The following is a 21,866-nucleotide window of genomic DNA, read 5'->3' as shown; positions in this document are numbered from 1 at the left end:
GCACCGACACCGGCATCGGGCCCGGTCAGAGCTCGCGGTAGTCCCGGATGCGCGCGCGGGCGAGCTGCTGCGCCGCTGCAACGGCCGTCGGATCGGCCGCCGCCGCATCGGGCAGCCAGTGGAAGGCGTCCGGGCCGTGGCACAGCAGCAGGCCGTCCTTGAAGCGGCGGGCCTTGGTGTAGGCCTCCCAGCCGTGGCGCGCCTCGCTGTGGCGGCCCCGTGCGTGGGAGCCGCTCTCCGACAGCGAGAAGTCGATCTCGTCGTTGTAGAAGGGGCTCTTCCTGAAGCGATGAAGGGCCAGCCGGGCGATGGCCGGTGCGCTCAGCAGCAGCGCGATGCCGACCGCGAAAACGACCGCCAGGACGGGAAACCCTTCGCCGGCGCACACGGCCAGGGCCAGGGCGAACAGGAGCGCCAACGGCCACTTGAACCGAATCCACCAGACCTGCTGCAGGTTGCGCATGAAACCCGTGAGCACATGGTCTTCCGAGAACTGAAAGCGGTACGTGATCTGCATCTGTGAATTCCGAGACGGGCCATCTTAGAGGGGCGTGCGGCGCGGGATTCTGGCGATTCCTCCAGGCGTTGATGCGCCCCGGCAATGTTTCAAGTTGGGGCGTTGCCACACCAGGCACCCCAAACGACGCACCTTCTGAGGGCCTTTCGCCTCAATATGGTTCTCCAGTCCGGCAAAATGCAGGATTCGCATAAGGTTATGCACCGTTTTGGAAAACAGAGGATTGGAATGAAGCACGCATCCGCCGGGGGGTTCCTCGCACACGTCGCACAACGCAACCCCGGACAGCCCGAGTACCTGCAGGCCGTGACCGAGGTCATGGAAAGCCTCTGGCCGTACATCGAAAAGCACCCCAAGTACACGAGCCACAGCCTGCTGGAGCGGCTGGTCGAGCCCGAGCGCGTGATCATGTTCCGCGTGTCCTGGGTGGACGACCACGGCGAGGTGCAGGTCAACCGCGGTTTCCGCATCCAGCACAGCCTGGCCATCGGCCCCTACAAGGGCGGCATGCGCTTTCACCCCTCGGTGAACCTGTCGATCCTGAAGTTCCTGGCCTTCGAGCAGACCTTCAAGAACGCGCTGACCACGCTGCCCATGGGCGGCGGCAAGGGCGGCGCCGACTTCGACCCCAAGGGCAAGAGCCAGGGTGAGGTGATGCGCTTCTGCCAGGCGCTCGTGACCGAGCTGTTCCGCCACGTGGGTTCCGACACCGACGTGCCGGCGGGCGACGTGGGCGTGGGCGGGCGCGAGGTCGGCTTCATGGCCGGCATGGTCAAGAAGCTCACCAACCGCGCCGACTGCGTGTTCACCGGCAAGGGCCTGAGCTTCGGCGGCTCGCTCATCCGCCCCGAAGCCACCGGCTACGGCAACGTCTACTTCGCGCAGGAAATGCTCAAGCGCAAGGGCCGCAGCTTCGACGGCCTGCGCGTGAGCGTCTCGGGCGCGGGCAACGTGGCGCAGTACACCATCGAGAAGGCCATGGCGCTGGGCGCCAAGGTGGTCACGGTGTCCGACTCGAGCGGCACCGTGGTCGACGAGGAAGGCTTCACGCCCGAGAAGCTGGCCGTGCTGATGGACGTGAAGAACCACCTCTACGGCCGCGTGAGCGACTACGCCGAGCGCACCGGCACCCGCTTCGTGGCCGGCGCCACGCCGTGGCACGTGCCGGTCGACGTGGCACTGCCCAGCGCCACGCAGAACGAGCTCAACGAGGAAGACGCGCGCACGCTGGTGAAGAACGGCGTGGTGTGCGTGGCCGAAGGCGCCAACATGCCCTCGACCATGGAGGCAGTGAAGGTGCTCGAAGGCCACGGCGTGCTCTACGCGCCGGGCAAGGCCAGCAACGCAGGCGGCGTGGCCACGTCGGGCCTGGAGATGAGCCAGAACGCGGCGCGCCTGTCATGGACGCGCGACGAGGTCGATGCGCGCCTGCTGCAGATCATGCAGGGCATCCACGAGTCGTGCCTGCACTACGGTTCGCGTGCCGACGGCAGCGTGAGCTACGTGGACGGCGCGAACATCGCCGGCTTCGTGCGCGTGGCCGATGCGATGCTGGCGCAGGGCGTGGTCTGAGCGTGCGGGCGCACCTCAGAGTTCGATGAACGAAGAGGTCGCCTTGTTCAGGGCCAGGCGGCCCTTCGCGGTGATCGATTCCACCTGGGCCAGCTGACGGATCGCGCGCTCGTCGGGCGCGTGCTCCGACGGCGGAATGAAGGCCGTCACGAGGTCGGCGGCACGCAGCACGCGCAGCCTGTCGATGTCTGCGGGCGTGTGGAGGACGTATGGCAATTTCTGCTCGGCGAGGGTCCGAAGAAATTCCATGGACATGGGTCGTCTCCTTGTGTTGAGGGGAGGGCGGTTCGGACATTGTGCGCACAAACAATTAGCGCTGTCTAAACCCTGCGCCGCGCATGCCTTTCGAGGCGTGTACCGAAGTTTCCAGTTCTTTCTGCGGGCGCGAAGGACGTGCCACTTTGTTTCTGGTCGTAGCCATGCTTTCGGCCAGCGTGGCGGGGTCCATGCATTCGCCATCGGCCCAGGTCTGGCGCAAGGTGGTGCGCAGGTCGGTCAGGTCGCGCCGCTGCGCGCGCAGGCCGGCCATGAGCTGGTCGATTTCGCGCACGCGGCCGTCGAGTCGTTCGAGCAGGTCGTCCCCCGAGAAGACCTCGCAGCCTGCGAAGGCGCTGCGCAGGCTGTCCAGTGAGAAGCCGAGGTTCTGCGCGATCTGGATCAGCTGCAGCCGCTTGAGCGCGGCCTCGGTGTAGACGCGGTACCCATTGGCGCCGCGCTCGGGCGCGGGCAGCAGGCCGCTTTGTTCGTAGAAGCGGATGGCCGAGGGCGCCATGCCGGTCTTGTCTGCCAGTTCACCGATCTTCATATCGCTTGACCTTCAAGTTGGCTTGAATCTTAGCATCGGGTTTTTCCACTCCACCACCCGGTCCTCATCGTGAACTCCTCGCCGCTTTTCCTGCCGCTGACCCTGCCCAACGGGAGCGTCCTGCCCAACCGCCTGGCCAAGGCCGCCATGGAGGAAAACATGGCCGATGCCGGGCAGTTGCCGGGCGCGGCGCTGCACGACCTGTACCGCGTCTGGGCGCAGGGCGGGGCGGGCCTGATCCTCACGGGCAACGTGATGATCGACGGCCGCGCGCTCACCGGCCCGGGCGGCGTCGTGCTCGAAGCCGATACGCCGTTGGAGCGCTTCACCGAATGGGCCGCGGCCGCGCGCAGCGGCGGCGCGCAGGTGTGGATGCAGATCAACCATCCGGGCCGCCAGGTGCAGACCAGCATGGGCGGCACGGCCTGGGCGCCGTCTTCGGTGGCGCTCGATCTGGGCAAGCACAGCAAGCTTTTCGTGCAGCCCAAGGCGATGAGCGAGGCGGAGATCGCCGAGACCGTCGACCGCTTCGCCGCCACGGCGCAGGCCGCCGAGCGCGCGGGCTTCACCGGCGTGCAGGTGCATGCGGCGCACGGCTACCTGCTCTCGCAGTTTTTGTCGCCGCTGACCAACCAGCGCACCGATGCCTGGGGCGGCAGCCTCGAGAACCGCGCGCGCTTTCTGCTCGACGTGGTGCGTGCCGTGCGGGCCCGCGTGGCGCGCGGTTTCGCGGTCGCCGTGAAGCTCAACTCCGCCGACTTCCAGCGCGGCGGCTTTTCGGAGAACGATGCGAAGCAGGTCATCCGCTGGCTCAACGACGAGGCCGTGGACCTGGTCGAACTGTCCGGCGGCAGCTACGAGAGCCCGGCGATGCAGGGACGCACCGCCGACGGTCGCACGCTGGCGCGCGAGGCCTACTTCCTGGAGTTCGCCCGGGAGCTGGCCGCCGAGGCGCGCATGCCGGTCATGACCACGGGCGGCATCGTGCGCCGCGCCGTCGCCGAACGGGTGCTGGGAGAAGGCGTCGCCGTGGTGGGCATGGCCACCGCGCTGGCCGTGGCGCCCGACCTGCCCGCACGCTGGCGCGCGGGCGAAGACGCGGCGGCGCAGAGCCCGCAGGTCGACTGGAAGGACCAGGTCATGGCCGCGCTGGCGCGCATGGCGCTGGTGAAGCGCCGGCTGCGCACGCTGCGCCCGGGCCGCAACAGCGCGCCTGCGCATTCGCCGTTCCTGACCCTGGTGCTCGACCAGTTGCGCACGAAGCGGCTGACGAAGCGCTACCGGCGCTGGCTGGGCGCGCGCGTGGCGTGAGCCGCCGCTATCGACTGGCCGGTTGAATGGGCCAGGCGGTGGTGTCGGGCCGCAGCAGGTGCCAGACCACGGGCGCGATGCCGTCGAAGGTGGCGCGGTAGCGATCGGACAGCCGGTTCTCGTCGGTCACATCGCGGATCACGATGCCGTCGATGCGCTGCGGATGCGCGCGGAACACCTGTGCATAGATCTCGGGGTCGGCCTCGCCGGAATCGCCCACGAGCAGGAAGCGGCGCTGCGGAAATTCGGCCAGCAGCCGTTCGATCACGCCGAGCTTGTGCGCGCGCGATTCTTCGCCGCTGGGGATCAGCGTGCGCCACGTCGTGCTCTCGCGCAGGTGCATGCTGCCGGCGGGAAAGTCGGCGTCGCGAATGAAGTCGGTGAGCGCGGGGTACAGCTGGATCGGGCTGCCCGAGAGGTAGTGAAAGCGCGTGCCGGGCGCCTGCGCCAGCGTGCGGTAGTGCGCCGCCATGCCCGGCGTGGCCTCGAAGCGGCGTGCGAAGGTGTTCAGCAGCATCTCGCGCCGGTCGCGCACCTGCGTGCGCTTGATGGTGTCGTCGATGTCCGAGATGACCGACACGCCCTGCGCCGGCACGATCTGCGCACGGCCGCGAAAGCGCGGCAGCAGCTCGCCCGGACCGGTCACGCCATGGAAGGGCAGCCACTCCTGCGACGCCGGGATGTGCGCGGCCTCGATGACCGCGCGCAGGTTGCTGCGGCCGTCGGCGCCCGTGGGCGGCATCGTGAGGCGCGTGGCCGAACCGTCGAAGACGACGTCGATCACCTTGTCTTCTTCCGACTCGGCATGGAACAGCGCGGTGCGCTGGCTGAAGCGCAGCCGCGCGGCGGGCGTGAGCTTCTTCAGGTTCATGCCGAGGTAGCGCGCGAGCGCGGCGTCCAGGCCCCAGCGGTGCTCGCGCTCGAACACCCAGGCATGCACGTCGACCTCGAGCCGGCCGTCGGCCGTGGGGCGTGCGGTGCCGGGCATGAACAGCGCCTCTTCGTCGGCCTCGAGCGGCCCGGCGGCCTGCAGGGCCTGCAGCGGCGCGAGGCCGGCGAGCAGGGCGGCACCGGCCAGCACGGTGCGCCGCGACAGTTGCGGCGAGGGACCGGGCGCGCGGTGCTTGATCGTCATGCAGTGATGCGTTCGTAGGTCACGAAGCTGAAGGGCAGGCCGTCCTTGGCCGAGACGTGCGACGCGCGCTGCGTCTCGCGCCACACGGCGGTGTCGAGCACAGGGGCGTGCGCGTCGCCTTCGTAGTCGCGTGCGATCTCGGTGACCACGGCGCGCTGGGCCAGCGGTTCGGCTTCGGCGTAGATCTGTGCGCCGCCGATCACCCAGGCATCGGGCAGCTTCAGCGCGTCGCACAGCGCGATCGCCTCCTGCACACTGCCCACACGCTGTGCGCCATCGGCGGCCCAGTCGGCCTGCCGCGTGATCACGATGTTCTGGCGGCCCGGCAGCGGACGAAAGCGCGGCGGCAGCGAGTCCCAGGTCTTGCGGCCCATGATCACCGGCGCGCCCAGCGTCTGCTGCTTGAAGTGCGCCATGTCCTCCGGCAGGTGCCAGGGAATGGTGTTGTTCACGCCGATCACGCCGTTGGCGGCGCGCGCGAAGATCAGGTGGATGCGGGGCGTGGTGGCACTCATGGCGCTCACACCGCCACCGGCGCCTTGATCGGATCGCCGTGCCTGTAGTCGAGCACCTCGAAGTCTTCGTACTGGTAGTCGAAGATCGAGTCGGGCTTGCGCTTGATGTTCAGCGTGGGGTAAGGGAAGGGCGTGCGGCTGAGCTGCAGCTTCACCTGCTCGGCGTGGTTGCTGTAGATGTGGCAGTCGCCGCCGGTCCAGATGAAATCGCCCACGTCGAGGTCGCACTGCTGCGCCACCATGTGCGTGAGCAGCGCGTAGCTGGCGATGTTGAAGGGCACGCCCAGGAAGATGTCGGCGCTGCGCTGGTAGAGCTGGCAGCTGAGCTTGCCGCGTTCGCCCTCGGCCTGCGGCGGCGCCACGTAGAACTGGAAGAAGGCGTGGCAGGGCATGAGCGCCATCTTCGAGAGTTCGGCCACGTTCCAGGCGCTCACGATGATGCGGCGCGAGTCGGGGTTGGTCTTCAGCGTCTTGATGACGTCGGAGATCTGGTCGATGTGGCCGCCGTCGGGCGTGGGCCAGCTGCGCCACTGCACGCCGTACACGGGGCCCAGGTCGCCGTCTTCGCGCGCCCATTCGTCCCAGATGGTGACGCCGCGTTCCTTGAGCCAGTTGTTGTTGCTGGAGCCGGTCAGGAACCACAGCAGTTCCTGGATGATGGACTTGAGGTGCACCTTCTTCGTGGTCACCAGCGGAAAGCCCTCGTTCAGGTCGAAGCGCATCTGGTGGCCGAACATGCTCTTGGTGCCCGTGCCCGTGCGGTCGCTCTTGAACACGCCGTGCGTGTCGACGTGGCGCATGAAATCTTCGTACTGGGAGCGGACGGGGCGGGCAGGGAGGGTCATGTTGGGAATTTTACGGGGCGGCGCTAGCATCGGCCGATGACCGGCCATGACCACTCCCACGACCATTCCCACGACCACAGCGAACTCGGCGAGATGGACCTGCGCGTGCGCGCCCTCGAAAGCGTGCTCACGCAAAAAGGCTACATCGACCCCGCCGCGCTCGATGCACTGATCGACACCTACCAGACCCGCATCGGCCCGCGCAACGGCGCGCGGGTGGTGGCGCGGGCCTGGGTCGACCGCAAGTTCCATGACTGGCTGATGGCCGACGCCACGGCGGCCATCGCCTCGCTGGGCTACACCGGCCGACAAGGCGAGCACATGGTCGCGGTAGCCAACACCGACGACCAGCACCACATGGTCGTCTGCACCCTGTGCAGCTGCTACCCCTGGCCCGTGCTCGGCCTGCCGCCCACCTGGTACAAGAGCGCGCCCTACCGCTCACGCGCGGTGAAAGACCCGCGCGGCGTGCTGGCCGATTTCGGCACCACCTTGCCCGAGACCACGCGCATCCGCGTCTGGGACTCGACCGCCGAAGTGCGCTACCTCGTGATCCCGCAGCGCCCGGCCGGCACCGAGGGCTGGAGCGAAGACGAACTCGCCGCGCTGGTCTCGCGCGATTCGATGATCGGCACGCGCGTGGTCGAGGCGCCGTCGGCAAGGAGTGCTGCATGACCTACACGACGCATGCCGACCTCGGCGGACAACCCGGCTTCGGCCCCGTCACGCCAGAGCCCGAGGGCGAGCTGTTCCACGGCGCGTGGGAGCCGCGCGCGCTGGCACTCACGCTGGCCATGGGCGCCACCGGCTCCTGGAACATCGACACCAGCCGCGCCGCGCGCGAGACGCTGCCCGACTACCGCGACCTGAGCTACTACCAGATCTGGCTCGGCGCGCTGGAGCAGCTGATGCTGCAGCGCGGCCAGGTCTTCGCGGACGAGATCGCATCCGGGCAGATGCACCATCCGGCCACACCGGTCGCCCGCGTGCTGCAGGCCGCGAACGTGCCCGCCGTGCTCGCCAAGGGCTCCGGCACCGAGCGCCCCGCATCGGCGCCCGCGCGCTTTGTGGTCGGCCAGGCCGTGCGCATGCATCTCGGGCGCGTCGACCACCACACGCGCCTGCCGGGCTATGTGCAGGGCAAGCGCGGCACGATCGAGCACATCCACGGCGCGCACGTGTTCGCCGATGCGAATGCGCAGGGCCTGGGCGAGCAGCCGCAATGGCTCTACACCGTGGTCTTCGACGAAGCCGAGCTGTGGGGCGACGCCGCGCCGCGGCAGAACCTGGCCGTGTCGGTCGATGCGTGGGAAAGCTACCTGAAGCCCGCGGCATGAAGGCGAACGACATGCGGCCGCTCGCGCTCGCCCCGGGCATGCCGCGCGACGCCGACGGGCCGGTGTTCAGGGAACCGTGGGAGGCGCAGGCCTTCGCGATGACGCTCGCGCTGCACGAGCGCGGCCTGTTCAGCTGGGTCGAGTGGGCCGAGGCGCTGGCCACCCAGATCAGCGCCGCGCAGGCCGCGGGCGACCCGGACACGGGCGACACCTACTACCGCCACTGGCTCGCCGCGCTCGAAAACCTCGTGGCCCGCAAGGGCGCGAGTTCCGGCGACGAGCTGGCCCGCTACCGCCACGCCTGGGACCACGCGGCGGAACGCACGCCGCACGGCCAGCCGATCGAGCTGCGCGGCGAAGACTTTCCGGGCTGAGTGTGGGGTGTTGCTCCTTCCCCCGCTGGGGGAAGGTTGGGATGGGGGCTGCACCCGCATTCATCGCGGCGCCCAATCGAAGGCCGCTTGCCCCCACCCCGGCCCTCCCCCGGGAGGGGAGGGAGAAATACACAAATACCTAGACGCGGATCACGCGCCCCGGGTTCAGGATGTTCTTCGGATCGAGCCCGCGCTTGATCGCCCGCATCATCTCCAACGCCACCGGCGACTTGTGCTTCTCGAGCTTGTCGACCTTGAGCGAGCCCACGCCATGCTCGGCCGAGAACGACCCGCCGAACTGCTCGACCGCGTCGTAGACCAGCGTGTTGATGCGCTCTTCCTCGTTCTTCAAAAACGCCTTGGTGTCGATGTTCTCGGGCGCCTGCACGTTGTAGTGCAGGTTGCCGTCGCCCAGGTGGCCGAAGTTGACCAGCCGCACGCCGGCGATCTCGCGTTTCAGTAGGGCGTCGGTGGCTTCCACGAAGGCGGGAATGCGCGACACCGGGATCGAGATGTCGTGCTTGATGTTCAGCCCCTCTTCGGCCTGCGCGAGCGGAATGTTCTCGCGGATGTGCCAGAGCTGGTGCGCCTGCGTGAGGTTCTCGGCCACCACCGCGTCGCTCACGCAGCCGTCTTCGAACGCAGTTTCGAGCAGCGCCTCGAAGCGCGCGCGGGCGTGGTCCTCGGACTCGCTGTCGGAGTTCTCGAGCAGCACGCAATACGGCACGGCCTCGTCATGGATGAAGGGCACGCGCAGCTGCGGCATGTGCTTGTCGACCAGGCTCAGCGCGAACTTGCCCATCACCTCGAAGCCCGTGAGGCCCGAACCCAGGTGCTTGTGCGCCAGGCCCAGCAGCGTGACCGCGTGGTCGAGCGAAGGCACGGCCGCCCAGGCCGTGAGCTGCGCGGCCGGCAGCGGGTACAGCTTCATGGTCGCCGCGGTGATGACGCCCAGCGTGCCTTCGCTGCCGACGATCAGGTCGCGCAGGTCGTAGCCCGTGTTGTCCTTGCGCAGGCCGCTCGTGCCTTCCCAGATCTCGCCCTGCGGCGTGACCACTTCCAGGCCCAGGCACAGGTCGCGCGTGTTGCCGTAGCGCACGACCTGCGTGCCGCCCGCGTTGGTCGCCAGGTTGCCGCCGATGGTGCAGCTGCCCTCGGCCGCGAGGCTCAGCGGGAACAGGTAGCCGGCTTTCTCGGCCGTCTCCTGCAGCGTCTGCAGGATGCAGCCGGCCTCGACGGTCATCGTGAGGTTGGCGGCGTCGATGTTGCGGATGGCGTTCAGGCGCTGCAGGCTCAGCACCACCTGCGTGCCGCTGTCGTCGGGAATGGAGCCGACCGCCAGGCCGGTGTTGCCGCCCTGCGGAATGACGGCCGTGCCGGCTGCGGCGCAGGCCTTGACCACGTCGGCCACCTGCTGCGCATTGGCCGGACGCACCACGGCGAGCGACTTGCCGCGCGCACGCTTGCGCCAGTCCTGTTCGTAGGCGGTGAGGTCGCCCTCGTTGAGCACGTGCGAGGCGCCGACGATGGCGCGCAGCTGGTCGAGGAGAGAAGAAGAGGTGGTCATTGGGCGGAAGCCTCCAGGGGACGGGCAGCAGCGGCAGCGGCGGCCTTGGCGTGGCGCAGGCGAAGGCGCACATGCCACGCGCAGGCCGCGAAGAGCACGAGGCACAGCAGCACTTCGACGAGCGCAAGGACCTGCCCCACGCCGTTGGTGTCGCTCCAGGCGCGCACCACGCCCTCGGTGAAGTAGAGCCAGATCATCAGGCTGACCCAGCGGTAGGTGTACATGCGGTTCTTGTAGAGCCCCGCGAGCGGAATGACCAGCGGCAGCACCTTCAGCGCCAGCAGCGAGCCGCCCGGGCGCAGCGGCGCCAGCCACAGTTCCCAGGCCAGGCCCAGCACGATCAGGCCGACGAGGCTGCCCACGGCGGCCCATCGGGTGGCGCGGACGGAAGAGGGCGGGAGTGGGGTGTCGGACACGGTGGCGGCGAAAGAGAGAGGGGGAGGCGCACCGGGTGTGGCGCGTCTCGGGAAAGAGCGGATGGCATGATACCGGCCATGAATCGTCGGCAGCTTTGGAGGGATCTTTCGCGCTTTCCTTGGCGCAACACCGCAGCGGTATTGGGCGAGCGTTTTCGCGAAGACCGTCTCGGCCTCACGGCCAGCAGCCTGACCTTCACCACCACCATCGCGATGGTGCCGTTCTTCACGGTGGCGCTCGCGCTGTTCACCGTGTTCCCGATGTTCGCCACCATGCAGGGCCGCCTGCAGCGCTGGCTGATCGAGAGCCTGATTCCCGACAACATCGCGCGCCAGGTGCTGGGCTACCTGAACCAGTTCGCGAGCAAGGCCAGCGGGCTGGGCATCGCGGGCCTGGTGGTGCTGCTGATCACCGCCATCGCGTTGATCCTCACCATCGACAAGACGCTCAACAACATCTGGCGCGTGCGCACGCCGCGGCCGCTCGCGCAGCGGGTGCTGATCTACTGGGCCACCATCACGCTCGGGCCGCTGATCCTCGCGGTGAGCCTGTCGACCACCTCGTACGTGTTCGCCGCTTCGCGCGACGTGGTGGGCGGAGGCATCGTCAAGCTGGCCTTCGACACCCTGGAATTCCTGCTGCTCGCGGCCGGCATGGCCGGGCTGTACCACTACGTGCCGAACACCACGGTGCGCTGGTCGCACGCCTGGGCCGGCGGCCTCTTTGTGGCCGCCGCCATCGAGATCGCCAAGCGCGTGCTGGGCTACTACCTGAGCCTGGTGCCGACCTACTCGGTGCTGTACGGCGCCTTCGCCACCTTCCCGATCCTGTTGGTGTGGATCTACGTGGCGTGGGTGATCGTGCTGCTGGGCGCCGTCATCGCGGCCTACCTGCCGAGCCTGCTGACGGGCGTGGCGCGCCGGGGCGGCGCGGCGGGCTGGCCGATGCAGCTCGCGATGGAAGTGCTGCAGCACCTGGCACGCGCGCAGGCCACGACGGCCAAGGGCATGGGCGCGAGCGAACTGCTGACGCGCATGCGGGTCGACGGGCTGCAATTGGCGCCGGTGCTCGACACGCTGGTGCGGCTGGACTGGATCGCGCCGCTGGCCGAGGAGCCCGCCAACCAGGACCCGCGCTACGTGTTGCTGGCCGACCCGTCGACGCCCATCGAGCCGCTGCTGCGCGAGCTGCTGATGCCGCGCGCCGAGCCGCTCGAAGACCTGTGGCAGAAGGGCCCGCTGCGCACGCTGCGGCTGGGCGACGTGCTGTTGATCTAGGCGCACGCGATCCCCAGGCATTCTTGACGGTCGCTTGATAGCAATTGAGTGCTATTGAGAGCATTTGATGCGTGCTTCCTCCTCGAGGGAGCCGTTATTCTTCGACGCCGCTTTCTCGCGCTTGCACAGATGCTGCAGAAGACGCTGAAGACGCATCCATTGCCGATTTCGACTCAAGGGAGCCCGTTCATGACCGACCCCACCTGGATCCGGGCGCGCCGTATCGTCGGATCCGGCTGACGCCGGTTCATTCGTCGCTCGCTCTCCTCCGGCAGCACCGCGCAGCGGCCGCCGCACCTCCTGCCCCATCTCCGGGGCCCTTCAAGCCACTCCCGATCCGCAACGCCTTGTGAACCAAGGCGGTGGGGCTGCGCGTCGCGCGCGCCACCTGAAAGCCAATGCCATGTTCCCCAACCCCTTGCCCGGTGTACCGGCCATCGAGTCCCCGTTCTTCGATGCGATCTTCTCGCAGGCCGGATTTTCCGAAGAGACCCTCAGGGTGGCGACGCAGTTGCGCGACCACGGTTTTGCCGTCATCGATTTTCCGGAACCCGATTTCGATCGCCTCGCCGGGGACATCCGGCGCGACCTGAACGACCGATTCGATTGGGACCGGTGGCGCACGCAGGGGCATGCCGAGGGGGACGGCCTTCGCCTGCAGGACGCCTTCGGCTACAGCGAGGGCGTGCGGCGCGTGGCCACCAACCCCGACATCATCCGTCTCCTGAGCCAGCTGTTCGGTCGGCGTGCATGGCCCTTTCAAACCTTGAATTTCCCGGTCGGCACGCAGCAGCACATCCACACCGACGCCATCCACTTCAGTTCGGTGCCGGAGCGGTTCATGTGCGGCGTGTGGACCGCGCTCGAAGACGTCGACCTGGCGGCGGGGCCGCTGCTGTACTACCCGGGCAGCCACAGGTGGCCCATCTACACGAACGAGCACATCGGGCTGAGCGCCGAGCAGCAGGGTGGCCACCAGTACCGGCACTACGAGACGCTCTGGCGGGGCCTCGCCGAGCGATCGGGCATTGCACCCCAGCGCTTCACGCCGAGGAAGGGGCAGGCGCTCATCTGGTTGAGCAACCTGCTGCACGGCGGCGACCGCCAGACCGACAGGAGCCTGACGCGCTGGTCGCAGGTCACGCACTACTACTTCGAGGACTGCGCCTACTACACGCCGCTGCTGTCCGATCCGTTCCTGCGCAACGTGCATTTCCGCGAGATGCAGAACATCTGCACGGGCCGGTTCGTCAGGAATACCTATGCAGGCGCCGAAATGCCGCAGCGCATCGTGCGACCGCAGTGGCTGGACCGGTGGACGCGGCGCGCCAAGAGCGTCGCACGTTCGCTCTCGGGGCGTGGGTGAGAAAGGCGGCGCTGCCGCCGTGACCCCCCGGCCGCATGGCGCAGTGGCGTACCGCGCCGACATCGACGGGCTGCGCGCCCTGGCCGTGCTGGCGGTGGTGATTTTTCATGCCTTTCCCGACGTGCTGCCGGGCGGGTTCATCGGGGTCGATGTCTTCTTCGCGATTTCGGGTTTCCTGATCACGACCCTCATCCTGCGCAGCCAGAGGACGGGGGATTTCAGTTTCCGCGACTTCTATGCGCGGCGCGCACGGCGAATCTTCCCGGCGCTGATTCTGGTGCTGGCGCTGACCCTGGCCATCGGTTGGCATGTGCTCCTGAACAGCGAGTTCCAGGCATTGGGGCAGCAGGCGGTGGGCGGTGCGCTCTTCGTCGCCAACTTCGTGTTCTGGGCCATGGCCGGCTACTTCGATACGGCGGCCGAAACCAAGCCGCTGCTGCACCTGTGGTCGCTTGGCATCGAAGAGCAGTTCTATCTTCTGTGGCCGCTGTTGCTGGGGGTGGCATGGCGTCGGCGGTGGCCCGTCGTCCGGTTGCTCTGGGTGCTGGCGGTGCTTTCTTTCCTCGTCAACGTAGGGTCGGTCCATTCGTTTCGCGCGGCGGCCTTCTATTCGCCGCTGTCCCGGTTCTGGGAGTTGATGGCGGGCGCGATCCTGGCCTGCATGCGTCTGGGCGTCGTGGCGCCCCGGCCCTGGCTCCGCCATGCGCAGTCGGTGCTCGGGCTGACGCTCATCGCGCTGGGGCTGGTCGCGACACGCCGCGACCACGCGTTTCCGGGGTGGTGGGCCCTGCTGCCGGTGCTCGGTGCGATCGCGTGCATCGCCGCCGGGCCGGCGGGTTGCCTGAACCGGTACCTCCTGTCGAGCCGCGTGCTGGTGGGGGTGGGGCTTATCAGCTACCCGTTGTACCTCTGGCACTGGCCGCTGCTGGCCCTGGCGCGTGTGGTGGGCGGGGGCACGCCGGCGCCGGACACCCGTGCGGCGATCGTCGGGGCGAGTGTCTTGCTGGCGTGGGCCACCTATCGGTTCGTGGAGCGCCCCGTGAGGTCTCGCCCGGGTGCGACGGTGCCCTGGGCGCTCTGGGGCGCGGGAGGGGCCCTCGTGCTCGCGGGATGGGCGATCCTGAGCGGCATGTCGGCACGCAACAGCGACGCGTCGTTCCAGCGCATGGCTCACGCGATGCAGGACCGCGACTACTACGCCGGCTTTGCCACGAAGCACGTTGCCGGCCACGCCATGCGGCGCATCGGCGACGGCGCCCGCCAGGTGCTCCTGATCGGAGACAGCCATGTCATGCAGTACGCCCCTCGGGCGCTGAAACTGGCGCAGACCCTGCCCCGACAGACGGCGACCGTCCATTTCTTCACGCTGCCGGCCTGCCCGCCCGTGCCGGGCATCGTCGCCAGCGGCCATCCCGAGTGCGACCGGGCGCGCGACGAGGCCATGCGATTGGCCCAGGACCCGCGCTTCGACGCCGTGCTGATCGGCGGCTGCTGGAACTGCTATTTCCAGGACCGGCTTCTTCCGCCGTCCTATGGATTTCTTCAGGGCGATACGCCCGACGATCGGCGAAGCATTCCGCGCGCGTTCGAGGCACTGGCGCAGCTGCTGGCCGACCTGGTCCGTCGCGACAAGAAGGTCTACCTGTTGCTGAACCAGCCGACGGGGGCGGAGTTCGCGCCCGAGCGCCTGATCAAGAACAGCCGCCTGGGCAGGTTGCCGATCGGAAACATACCGAAAGCCCCGCTTTCTCCCACCCAGTCCAGTCTCAATGACCGGCTGGCACGCCTCGCGGCAGCGACGGGTGCGCAAGCCATCGACGCGATGGGGCACCTTTGCGCGGACGGCCTGTGCGTGAGGACGCTGCCTGACCACAGCGCGGCCTATTACGACAACACGCACCTGCGCGCGACATTCAGCCGCGAGTTCGCGACCTGGATCGACCCGGTCTTTTCGAGCGGGCTGGAGACGACAGGGCAATGAGTGCCCGCGATCTCGTTTGAGTGGATGTTGTCGCGTGTTTGATATTTGTTGGTGTCAATTGACTGCAATTGACTTCAATTTTGAAGAGAAAAGTTCGTTTGGGCCTGGCTATTCTCCAACGCCCCAGGCCGCATCGAGTCGCTGGCCGGGCGCGCGATCCCGGTTTTCAACGGGCTCGCTGCTTTCCCGGAGCGTCCACCGCTTCGCCAAGAAAAAACGGGGAGCTCCGCTCCCGTCAGGGAGAAAAACCATGTCGGAAAACGATCGGCTGCCTGCGGCGCAGCGCGCGGCGCCCGTGCGTCGGAAGCTCGGGCTCCTGGCGCTCGTCCTGCAAGTGGGCGTGGCGGCCATGGCTGTCGCCGGATGCGGCGGCCTTGCACGCGAGCCGATTGCAGTGCCGTCAACGCCAACGCCTGCGCCCCGCGCTGAACCCGCTGCCCTGCCGATCGCCACGCCACCGACCGGCCCAGCAGCCCCGGCGGCTGTTGCGCCCGCGTCTCCCCAGCGATGCGTGGTGGAGGTCTACGGCGACAGCATCGTGGCCAGCAACGGCAGCTCGGAGCGACCGCTGGCCGCCTTGCAAAGGAAGTACACCGCCTTGCGCTGGACCGACCACGCCGTGCCGGCTGTGCAGTTGACGGCGCTGGCGAAGTACTTCGACGAATCGCCGCGAACGGGGCGCTGGGTGGTCATCGAGAACGGCGTGATCGATGCCTGGTTCGATGTGAAGCCGGCCGTGTTCGTGCAAACGCTGAAGCACACGGTCGAGCGTGTGCGAGCGGAAGGCCGCGAGCCGGTGCTCACGGGTCTTTCGCGCCAGGTCGAGAGTCCCAAGGTCGGCATCCACAAGGCCCAGCTGATCCGCCGCGATCAGTACGACCTGCTGGTGCGCCGCCTGGCGCAGACCCTGCAGGTGCCGTTTGTCGATTGGGGCGCCGTGCGTTTCGAGGGCGCCGGTGATCTGTTGGACGGCGTCCATCCCGGCCTGGCCTACAGCAACCGGCTGCTCGAACGGCTTGGCGAGACCTTGGACAAGGTGTCCGGCTGCAAGTAGCCGGCGAAAGTGGGAGGGCCTGGCGCCCGCCTTGCCGGTCTAGATCTTGACCCGCCCGGCCCAGATGTCCCGGTACATCGCCCAGTCGCCCATGAAGGAGTACAGCGGGCGCTTGAACGAGGCCGGCTTGTTCTTCTCGAAGCCGAAGTGCCCGACCCAGGCGAAGCCGTAGCCCGCCACCAGCCCGGCCAGCAGCCACCACGGATTCAGCGTGACCACCAGGGCCACGAGGCACAGCAGCGAGATCGTCGAGCCCGTGAAGTGCAGGCGCCGGCAGGTGACGTTGGCGTGCTCGGTCAGATAGAAGGGATAGAACTCGGCAAAGCTGGTGAAGCGGCGCGGATCGACCGTGGCCGGCGCGTCCGGCGCGGCAGGGGTGGAGGTGTTCATCGTGGGTCTCCTGCGCCCCGCAGGGGCTTTGTTGATAATAGCTACGACCCCGCGGCCGCACCACCCGGGTTCGCCATCCCACCTTCGCCGTATCCACCTTGAGCGCTGTTCCCGTCGTCCCCGTCGATTCTTCCGCCGATGCCAACGCGCTGTGGGTCGTGTGCCTGTGCGCCGAATGGTGCGGCACCTGCCGCGACTACCGGCCGCTGCTGGTCGATCTGGCAAAGGCGCACCCGCAGTTCCGCTTCGCCTGGGTCGACATCGAAGATCACGCCGAGATCGCCGACGCCTTCGACGTCGAGACCTTCCCGACCCTGCTGGTGGCGGGCGCCGACGGCACGCGCTTTCTCGGTCCGCTGCTGCCGCACATCGAAACGCTGTCGCGCCTGCTCGGCGCGCTGCAGCCGCCGCAGCCTTCCAGTCTCGACGTCGACCTGCTGCTGGCCGTGCTCGAGAAAAAGCCCGCGGCCTTCGCGGTCTGACCTCTTCGGAGCTTCCTTCCCATGAACATCCTGATCTTTGGCGCCACCGGCATGGTGGGGCAGGGCGTGCTGCGCGAGTGCCTGCTGGCGCCCGACGTGGAACGCGTGGTCGCCGTGGGACGCAGCGCCACCGGGCAGCAGCATCCCAAGCTGCAGGACCTGGTGCACAAGGACATGTTCGACTACCGCGCCATCGAGTCGCAGCTGACAGGCTTCGACGCCTGCTTCTTCTGCCTGGGCGTGTCCTCGGTCGGCATGAAGGAGCCGGAGTACAAGCGCATCACCTACGACCTGACGATGGCGGCGGCCACCGTGCTGGCGCGGCTCAACCCGGGCATGACCTTCACCTACGTGACGGGCGCGGGTACCGACAGCAGCGAGCGCGGCGAACGCATGTGGGCGCGCGTGAAGGGCGCGACCGAGAACGCGTTGATGCGCCTGCCGTTTCGCGCGTCCTACATGTTCCGGCCCGGCATGATCCAGCCGCTGCACGGCGTGCGTTCGAAGACGCCGCTGTACGACGCCGCGATCGTCGTGCTCAAGCCGGTGCTCGGGCTGGCCCACCGCTGGTGGCCCGACCGCGTGACCACCACCGAGAAGGTGGGCCGCGCGATGCTCGCGGTGGCGCGCCGGGGCGCACGCAAGGTGCTGCTCGATCCGGCGGACATCAACGCGCTGGGCAGCTGAGCCGCCCCGCGTTCTTCGCAGTTTTCAGCCCGCGACGAAGTCGCGCAGCGCGAACAGCACCTCGTCCGGCGCCTCGCTCATCAGCGCGTGGCCGGCATGCACCGTCACCACCTTGGCGTTGCGCGCCTTGCCCACCAGCGCCTTGGTGGCGCGCGGCGGCGTCATCTGGTCGGCGTCGCCCAAAAGGAACAACACGGGGCACTGCACCTTCTCCATCGCCGCTTCGCCGTTCGCGTAGTCGTTGCAGGCCTTGAAGCCGATGTGGAACACGTTGGCCTCGCGGTTGCTCGCGAGCACGCGGCGCATCAGCGCGCGCGAGCTGCCGTACAGCCACGTGCCCGGGCCGAGCGACGAAGGCGGCGGCGCCAGCAGCGAGTGCGAGAAGGTGTTGACCATGGCGATGGCGCGCTGCGGATCGCTCACCGAGCTTTCGAGCAGCGCGGGCGACACCACCATCGGATAGGCCGTGCCGACCATCGCGAGCTGCGTGATGCGTTCGGGCGCACGTGCCGCGGTTTCTAGCGCGATCAGCGAGCCGAAGCTGTGGCCGATGAGTGCGGCCTTCTGCACGCCCGCCGCGTCGAGCAGCGCGATGACGAACTGCGCCGCCTCTTCCACGCTGGCCGGCGGTGCGCCGGCGCTCTTGCAGTGGCCCGGCAGGTCGACCGCCAGCACGTTCCAGCCGTGGTTGGCGAACCAGCGGCTTTGCAGGATCCACACGCTGTGGTCGTTGAGCACGCCGTGGATGAACACCACCGTGGGCTTGGCCGCATCGAAGGGCTTGCCGGCGGTGTAGCAGTAGGTGTCGTGGCCGTTGACTTGAAGGATGCTCATGGCGTCTCTTTCTGGGGTCTTGTGTGTCTTGTGTTCGTGTGAGGTGGCGGATCAGCGCGTCGACGCGGCCCGGGCGTGCGGGGGCAGCGCCCAGTCGCGGAGCGCGCTCGGCAGAATCTCGCCCGTCTCGTGCTTGAAATGCATCAGCGTGCTGTCGAGTTCGAGGTCCGAGCCGTCCCGCAGCAGGAAGCCCAGGTAGTCGCCGCCGTCGTCTTGCGCGACGAGCAGCGCACGCGCGGCTTCGGGGTGGCTGGCCACCCAGTCGCCGTCGTCGCCGATGTCGTTCAGCATGCACAGGCGCTCGCGCGGGAACCAGTGCCACTGGCGAGGGTCTTGCGCGCCGGGATCGCCGTCGTCGTGGTCTTCGTCGCTTTCGTCTCCGTCGTCGGCCTCCACATACGTCGGCAGGCCGGTGCGCAGCAACTCGGCATAGGCCGCGGGCAGCACCAGTTGCGCGACGTCGATCGGCTGCTCGGCCAGCGCCTGCTGCCGGGCCTGGAGCGCGGCAAAGATCTGCACCGAGCGAGCGCTGGGGTCGGCGTCTGGTGAGCTGGTGATCCGCGACAGCAGTGCGGCGCGCTGTGCACGGAACGCCGGGCCGTGCATCTCGGCGGGCTGGGCGAAGGCCGAGCGCCATTCCTTGCCGAAGCGCATGCCGGTGAAACCGCCGCTCGCCAGCGCCTGCCGCAGGTCGTCGCTGACCAGTGGGGCGCTTTCATCGGGCAGCCAGAGCAGGTCCAGCGGCTGAAGATGCACGGGCCAATGGGCCGATGCCATGTCGAGCACCGCCCGCCCATGGCGGGACACGCCGGTGGGCTGGAACGCTTCGGCCATGACATGGGCCCCATGTTCGAGCGCGCGCCCCGGTGCGACGTAGCCGGGCGTGCGGGGCAGCGCCTTCTCGAATTCGGTCGCGGCCTGCGCGACCTGGGCCGCCGTCTCGAAGCTGCCTGCCGCGAAGACGCGGTGGTAGCGGGGCCGGTCTTTCTGCAGCCGCACGGTGATGCGCAGCGCGGTGCGCGCCAGGTCCAGGCTGTCGAGCCACTGTCCGTCGCCGAGCCAGTGCATCAGCCGGTACTCGGCGCGCTGGTCACCGAAGCGTGCGTGGTGGTACGCGGGAAAGCGGGCCTGGACGTCGTAGGCGCGGTGGGCCGGCAGCTTGAATTGCGTCAACAGCGCGTGCAGCCTGAGGCTGACGAGCAGGCATCTCGCGTGCGGCGAGCCGTCGCCCGACCAGTGGGCCAGGTCGGGAAATCGCGGCGGATGGCCCCAGCCCTGCGACATCTCGATGCGCTGCGGTGCGGCCCAGAAATGCGCGCGGGCGATCGCAGGCGCGTCGCCGTAGCCGCCGTAGGTCTCGCGGTCGCGCGTGCCGTCGGGGTGCGCGGCGAAGAAATGCGGCGCGACGCCGAGCGCGTCCGGGCCCTTCAGCCATTCGAAGAACGGTGTCGGCTCCATCGGCGCGGTCAGGCTTTTTCCGCCGCCTTCAGCGCGCGCTTCAAGTCGTCGATCAGGTCGGCCGGATCTTCCAGGCCGATCGACAGGCGGATCGTGCCTTGCGAGATGCCCGCGCCCGCCAGTGCCTCGTCGGTCATGCGGAAGTGCGTGGTGCTGGCCGGATGGATCACCAGGCTGCGGCAGTCGCCCACGTTGGCCAGGTGGCTGAACAGCTTGAGCGCTTCGATGAAGGCCTTGCCTTGCGCGCGGCTGCCCTTGATGTCGAAGCTGAACACCGCGCCGGCGCCGCGCGCGCCGTGGCGCAGCAGCTTCTGCGCGAGCGCATGGCTCGGGTGCGACTCGATCAGCGGGTGGCCCACGCGCGACACGAACGGGTGCGTGGACAGGAACTCGACCACCTTCTGCGTGTTGTCGATGTGGCGCTCCATGCGCAGCGGCAGCGTCTCGATGCCCTGCAGGATCAGCCACGCCGTGTGCGGGCTCATCGAGGCGCCGAAGTCGCGCAGCCCTTCGCGGCGGGCGCGCAGCAGGAAGGCGCCGACGGTGCTTTCCTCGCTGAACACCATGTTGTGGAAGCCGTCGTAGGCCTGCGTCAGCTCGGCGAATTTGCCGGACTTTTCCCAGTCGAAGCTGCCGCCATCGACCACCACGCCGCCGATCACCGTGCCGTGGCCCGACAGGAACTTGGTGGCCGAGTGGTAGACCAGGTCGGCGCCCCAGTCGAAGGGCTTGATCAGGTAGGGCGAGGTGAGGGTCGAGTCGACCAGCAGCGGCACGCCGGCTTCATGGGCGATGTCGCTCACGGCCGGGATGTCGAGCACGTCGAGCCCGGGGTTGCCCACGGTCTCGCCGAAGAAGAGCTTGGTTTCGGGCCGCACCGCCGCGCGCCAGCCGTCGAGGTCGCCGGGCTTCACGAAGGTGGTCTCGATGCCGAAGCGCCGCATCGTGTAGTGCAGCAGGTTCTGCGAGCCGCCGTACAGCGCCGTGCTGGCCACGATGTGCGAGCCCGCGCCCATCAGCGTGGCGACCGACAGATGCAGCGCCGCCTGGCCGCTGGCGGTGGCAATGGCGCCGATGCCGCCTTCGAGCGCCGACACGCGCTGCTCCAGCACCGCGTTGGTCGGGTTGCTGATGCGCGAATACACATGGCCCGCGCGTTCCAGGTTGAACAGCGCGGCCGCGTGGTCGCTGGATTCGAAGACGAAGGAGGTCGTCAGGTGGATGGGAACGGCCCGCGCGCCGGTGGTGGGGTCGGGGGCGGCGCCGGCGTGCAGCGCGAGGGTGTCGAAACCGGGGTCGGAATAACCGGGCATGAAGGCCTTTCTGTTGTCTCTTCGCAATGCCCCGTGACACCGGCAATGCTTGCACAGGCGACAGGGGCGTTCGGGTCGGCGTCGATTGTGGGCTATATTCAAATCGGCACGACGCCGAGAACGACGAATCCCCGAGAGGAGCACCACCATGAAAGTCAGCGACATTCTTCGCGTCAAGGGCAACACGCTCTTCACCATCACGCCGGACGACCCGCTGGCGGAAGCCGCCCAGACCATGGCGGACAAGGACATCGGTTCACTGGTGGTCATGGAGCACGGCGACCTGGTCGGCATGCTCACGTTCCGTGAAGTGATCGTGGCGGTCGTCAACAACGGCGGCCAGGTCGGGACCACGCTGGTGCGCAAGGCCATGGACGACGCGCCCGTCACCTGCACGCTCGAAACCGACCTCGACGAAATCCGCCGCATCATGCTGGAGCGCCACGCGCGCTACATGCCCGTGATGGACAAGCGCATGCTCATGGGCGTGATCAGCTTCTACGACGTGGCCAAGGCCGTGGTCGACGCGCAGAACTTCGAGAACAAGATGCTCAAGGCCTACATCCGCGACTGGCCGGAAGACGAGAGCAACGAAAAGGCCGGCTGAGCCTTTCAGCCAGCCATGGCCG

24 protein-coding genes are annotated in these 21,866 nt (G+C 68.3%); 12 read left to right on the top strand and 12 right to left on the bottom strand.

Features of this window, described 5'->3' with window-relative positions; all coding sequences use genetic code 11:
• Positions 1-25: 25 nt before the first annotated feature.
• The gene (locus AC3WQM_RS20600; protein ID WP_492681274.1) at positions 26-517 is read right to left on the bottom strand and encodes a hypothetical protein; all 492 of its coding nucleotides are present in this window, start codon (positions 515-517) and stop codon (positions 26-28) included.
• 228 nt (positions 518-745) lie between these two features.
• Between AC3WQM_RS20600 and gdhA the strand changes: the two genes are divergently transcribed.
• Entirely contained in the window at positions 746-2,089 is a 1,344-nt protein-coding gene (gene gdhA, locus AC3WQM_RS20595) for an NADP-specific glutamate dehydrogenase (RefSeq protein WP_492681272.1), read from the top strand.
• Positions 2,090-2,104: 15 nt separating this feature from the next.
• Here gdhA and AC3WQM_RS20590 read toward each other — a convergent pair whose 3' ends face one another.
• Both AC3WQM_RS20590 and AC3WQM_RS20585 read right to left on the bottom strand, forming a co-directional pair.
• The gene (locus AC3WQM_RS20590; RefSeq protein WP_062476589.1) at positions 2,105-2,344 is read right to left on the bottom strand and encodes a hypothetical protein; all 240 of its coding nucleotides are present in this window, start codon (positions 2,342-2,344) and stop codon (positions 2,105-2,107) included.
• A 55-nt stretch (positions 2,345-2,399) separates the two neighbouring features.
• Positions 2,400-2,894, bottom strand: coding sequence for a MerR family transcriptional regulator (locus tag AC3WQM_RS20585; RefSeq protein ID WP_492681270.1), 495 nt, complete (start codon positions 2,892-2,894; stop codon positions 2,400-2,402).
• A gap of 69 nt (positions 2,895-2,963) precedes the next feature.
• Between AC3WQM_RS20585 and AC3WQM_RS20580 the strand changes: the two genes are divergently transcribed.
• Positions 2,964-4,205, top strand: a complete 1,242-nt coding sequence (locus tag AC3WQM_RS20580; protein ID WP_492681268.1) for an NADH:flavin oxidoreductase/NADH oxidase family protein — start codon at positions 2,964-2,966, stop codon at positions 4,203-4,205.
• Positions 4,206-4,212: 7 nt separating this feature from the next.
• Here AC3WQM_RS20580 and AC3WQM_RS20575 read toward each other — a convergent pair whose 3' ends face one another.
• From AC3WQM_RS20575 to AC3WQM_RS20565, 3 genes are read right to left on the bottom strand one after another with little or no spacing between them, the layout of a single operon-like run.
• Positions 4,213-5,340: a phosphatidate phosphatase App1 family protein gene (locus tag AC3WQM_RS20575; protein ID WP_492681266.1), complete on the bottom strand. Its 1,128-nt coding sequence runs from the start codon at positions 5,338-5,340 to the stop codon at positions 4,213-4,215.
• Entirely contained in the window at positions 5,337-5,855 is a 519-nt protein-coding gene (locus AC3WQM_RS20570; protein WP_492681264.1) for a dihydrofolate reductase, read from the bottom strand. Before AC3WQM_RS20570 ends, AC3WQM_RS20575 begins: the two co-directional genes overlap by 4 nt.
• A 5-nt stretch (positions 5,856-5,860) precedes the next feature.
• Positions 5,861-6,700, bottom strand: a complete 840-nt coding sequence (locus AC3WQM_RS20565; RefSeq protein WP_492681262.1) for a thymidylate synthase — start codon at positions 6,698-6,700, stop codon at positions 5,861-5,863.
• Between the two features lie 36 nt (positions 6,701-6,736).
• Between AC3WQM_RS20565 and nthA the strand changes: the two genes are divergently transcribed.
• The 3 genes from nthA to AC3WQM_RS20550 are packed head-to-tail and all read left to right on the top strand — an operon-like array spanning position 6,737 to position 8,411.
• Complete coding sequence (gene nthA / locus AC3WQM_RS20560; protein WP_492681260.1) at positions 6,737-7,375, top strand: nitrile hydratase subunit alpha; 639 nt, start codon at positions 6,737-6,739, stop codon at positions 7,373-7,375.
• Entirely contained in the window at positions 7,372-8,037 is a 666-nt protein-coding gene (gene nthB, locus AC3WQM_RS20555) for a nitrile hydratase subunit beta (RefSeq protein WP_492681258.1), read from the top strand. The genes nthA and nthB overlap by 4 nt, the downstream gene beginning before the upstream one ends.
• Positions 8,034-8,411, top strand: coding sequence for a nitrile hydratase accessory protein (locus AC3WQM_RS20550; protein WP_492681256.1), 378 nt, complete (start codon positions 8,034-8,036; stop codon positions 8,409-8,411). Before nthB ends, AC3WQM_RS20550 begins: the two co-directional genes overlap by 4 nt.
• Before the next feature lie 139 nt (positions 8,412-8,550).
• On the opposite strand, the gene AC3WQM_RS20545 is transcribed toward AC3WQM_RS20550, so the two are convergent.
• The gene (locus AC3WQM_RS20545) at positions 8,551-9,978 is read right to left on the bottom strand and encodes an FAD-binding oxidoreductase (RefSeq protein ID WP_492681254.1); all 1,428 of its coding nucleotides are present in this window, start codon (positions 9,976-9,978) and stop codon (positions 8,551-8,553) included.
• A complete protein-coding gene (locus tag AC3WQM_RS20540) occupies positions 9,975-10,394 on the bottom strand; it encodes a DUF2069 domain-containing protein (RefSeq protein ID WP_492681252.1) in 420 nt (139 codons plus the stop codon). The genes AC3WQM_RS20545 and AC3WQM_RS20540 overlap by 4 nt, the downstream gene beginning before the upstream one ends.
• Positions 10,395-10,460: 66 nt before the next feature.
• Here AC3WQM_RS20540 and AC3WQM_RS20535 point away from each other — a divergent pair, with 66 nt between their 5' ends.
• The 4 genes from AC3WQM_RS20535 to AC3WQM_RS20520 all read left to right on the top strand — a co-directional run bounded on the left by AC3WQM_RS20535 (position 10,461) and on the right by AC3WQM_RS20520 (position 16,073).
• Positions 10,461-11,672 carry a YihY family inner membrane protein gene (locus AC3WQM_RS20535; RefSeq protein ID WP_492681250.1) on the top strand — a complete coding sequence of 404 codons (1,212 nt, stop codon included), beginning with the start codon at positions 10,461-10,463 and terminating at the stop codon, positions 11,670-11,672.
• A gap of 403 nt (positions 11,673-12,075) precedes the next feature.
• A complete protein-coding gene (locus AC3WQM_RS20530) occupies positions 12,076-13,038 on the top strand; it encodes a phytanoyl-CoA dioxygenase family protein (protein ID WP_492681248.1) in 963 nt (320 codons plus the stop codon).
• A 43-nt stretch (positions 13,039-13,081) separates the two neighbouring features.
• Positions 13,082-15,019 (top strand): acyltransferase family protein, encoded by a 1,938-nt coding sequence (locus AC3WQM_RS20525; protein ID WP_492681246.1) that lies wholly within the window; start codon positions 13,082-13,084, stop codon positions 15,017-15,019.
• 250 nt (positions 15,020-15,269) lie between these two features.
• A complete protein-coding gene (locus AC3WQM_RS20520; RefSeq protein WP_492681244.1) occupies positions 15,270-16,073 on the top strand; it encodes an SGNH/GDSL hydrolase family protein in 804 nt (267 codons plus the stop codon).
• Positions 16,074-16,112: 39 nt separating this feature from the next.
• On the opposite strand, the gene AC3WQM_RS20515 is transcribed toward AC3WQM_RS20520, so the two are convergent.
• Entirely contained in the window at positions 16,113-16,463 is a 351-nt protein-coding gene (locus tag AC3WQM_RS20515) for an Mpo1-like protein (RefSeq protein ID WP_492681242.1), read from the bottom strand.
• Positions 16,464-16,561: 98 nt separating this feature from the next.
• Here AC3WQM_RS20515 and AC3WQM_RS20510 point away from each other — a divergent pair, with 98 nt between their 5' ends.
• Positions 16,562-16,945, top strand: a complete 384-nt coding sequence (locus AC3WQM_RS20510; RefSeq protein WP_062476624.1) for a thioredoxin family protein — start codon at positions 16,562-16,564, stop codon at positions 16,943-16,945.
• A 21-nt stretch (positions 16,946-16,966) separates the two neighbouring features.
• A complete protein-coding gene (locus AC3WQM_RS20505; RefSeq protein WP_095950601.1) occupies positions 16,967-17,632 on the top strand; it encodes an NAD-dependent epimerase/dehydratase family protein in 666 nt (221 codons plus the stop codon).
• A 24-nt stretch (positions 17,633-17,656) separates the two neighbouring features.
• On the opposite strand, the gene AC3WQM_RS20500 is transcribed toward AC3WQM_RS20505, so the two are convergent.
• Genes AC3WQM_RS20500 through AC3WQM_RS20490 form a run of 3 tightly spaced genes read right to left on the bottom strand, consistent with a single transcriptional unit; the run spans position 17,657 to position 21,237 of the window.
• A complete protein-coding gene (locus AC3WQM_RS20500; protein WP_492681240.1) occupies positions 17,657-18,466 on the bottom strand; it encodes an alpha/beta fold hydrolase in 810 nt (269 codons plus the stop codon).
• A 51-nt stretch (positions 18,467-18,517) separates the two neighbouring features.
• Positions 18,518-19,924, bottom strand: a complete 1,407-nt coding sequence (locus AC3WQM_RS20495) for a hypothetical protein (RefSeq protein ID WP_492681238.1) — start codon at positions 19,922-19,924, stop codon at positions 18,518-18,520.
• A gap of 8 nt (positions 19,925-19,932) precedes the next feature.
• The gene (locus AC3WQM_RS20490; protein ID WP_492681236.1) at positions 19,933-21,237 is read right to left on the bottom strand and encodes an O-acetylhomoserine aminocarboxypropyltransferase; all 1,305 of its coding nucleotides are present in this window, start codon (positions 21,235-21,237) and stop codon (positions 19,933-19,935) included.
• A 148-nt stretch (positions 21,238-21,385) separates the two neighbouring features.
• Between AC3WQM_RS20490 and AC3WQM_RS20485 the strand changes: the two genes are divergently transcribed.
• A complete protein-coding gene (locus AC3WQM_RS20485) occupies positions 21,386-21,844 on the top strand; it encodes a CBS domain-containing protein (protein ID WP_095744536.1) in 459 nt (152 codons plus the stop codon).
• Positions 21,845-21,866: the final 22 nt, after the last annotated feature.

The organism is Variovorax sp. FW301-JW7 (assembly GCF_058788795.1).
This window is presented reverse-complemented; position numbering and strand designations above follow the sequence as displayed.

Coding starts and splice junctions, on each gene's coding strand:
- AC3WQM_RS20600 (WP_492681274.1), bottom strand. CDS start 517: ATGCAGATCACGTACCGCTTTCAGTTCTCGGAAGACCATGTGCTCACG.
- gdhA (WP_492681272.1), top strand. CDS start 746: ATGAAGCACGCATCCGCCGGGGGGTTCCTCGCACACGTCGCACAACGC.
- AC3WQM_RS20590 (WP_062476589.1), bottom strand. CDS start 2,344: ATGTCCATGGAATTTCTTCGGACCCTCGCCGAGCAGAAATTGCCATAC.
- AC3WQM_RS20585 (WP_492681270.1), bottom strand. CDS start 2,894: ATGAAGATCGGTGAACTGGCAGACAAGACCGGCATGGCGCCCTCGGCC.
- AC3WQM_RS20575 (WP_492681266.1), bottom strand. CDS start 5,340: ATGACGATCAAGCACCGCGCGCCCGGTCCCTCGCCGCAACTGTCGCGG.
- AC3WQM_RS20570 (WP_492681264.1), bottom strand. CDS start 5,855: ATGAGTGCCACCACGCCCCGCATCCACCTGATCTTCGCGCGCGCCGCC.
- AC3WQM_RS20565 (WP_492681262.1), bottom strand. CDS start 6,700: ATGACCCTCCCTGCCCGCCCCGTCCGCTCCCAGTACGAAGATTTCATG.
- nthA (WP_492681260.1), top strand. CDS start 6,737: ATGACCGGCCATGACCACTCCCACGACCATTCCCACGACCACAGCGAA.
- nthB (WP_492681258.1), top strand. CDS start 7,372: ATGACCTACACGACGCATGCCGACCTCGGCGGACAACCCGGCTTCGGC.
- AC3WQM_RS20550 (WP_492681256.1), top strand. CDS start 8,034: ATGAAGGCGAACGACATGCGGCCGCTCGCGCTCGCCCCGGGCATGCCG.
- AC3WQM_RS20545 (WP_492681254.1), bottom strand. CDS start 9,978: ATGACCACCTCTTCTTCTCTCCTCGACCAGCTGCGCGCCATCGTCGGC.
- AC3WQM_RS20535 (WP_492681250.1), top strand. CDS start 10,461: ATGATACCGGCCATGAATCGTCGGCAGCTTTGGAGGGATCTTTCGCGC.
- AC3WQM_RS20530 (WP_492681248.1), top strand. CDS start 12,076: ATGTTCCCCAACCCCTTGCCCGGTGTACCGGCCATCGAGTCCCCGTTC.
- AC3WQM_RS20520 (WP_492681244.1), top strand. CDS start 15,270: ATGTCGGAAAACGATCGGCTGCCTGCGGCGCAGCGCGCGGCGCCCGTG.
- AC3WQM_RS20515 (WP_492681242.1), bottom strand. CDS start 16,463: ATGAACACCTCCACCCCTGCCGCGCCGGACGCGCCGGCCACGGTCGAT.
- AC3WQM_RS20505 (WP_095950601.1), top strand. CDS start 16,967: ATGAACATCCTGATCTTTGGCGCCACCGGCATGGTGGGGCAGGGCGTG.
- AC3WQM_RS20500 (WP_492681240.1), bottom strand. CDS start 18,466: ATGAGCATCCTTCAAGTCAACGGCCACGACACCTACTGCTACACCGCC.
- AC3WQM_RS20495 (WP_492681238.1), bottom strand. CDS start 19,924: ATGGAGCCGACACCGTTCTTCGAATGGCTGAAGGGCCCGGACGCGCTC.
- AC3WQM_RS20490 (WP_492681236.1), bottom strand. CDS start 21,237: ATGCCCGGTTATTCCGACCCCGGTTTCGACACCCTCGCGCTGCACGCC.
- AC3WQM_RS20485 (WP_095744536.1), top strand. CDS start 21,386: ATGAAAGTCAGCGACATTCTTCGCGTCAAGGGCAACACGCTCTTCACC.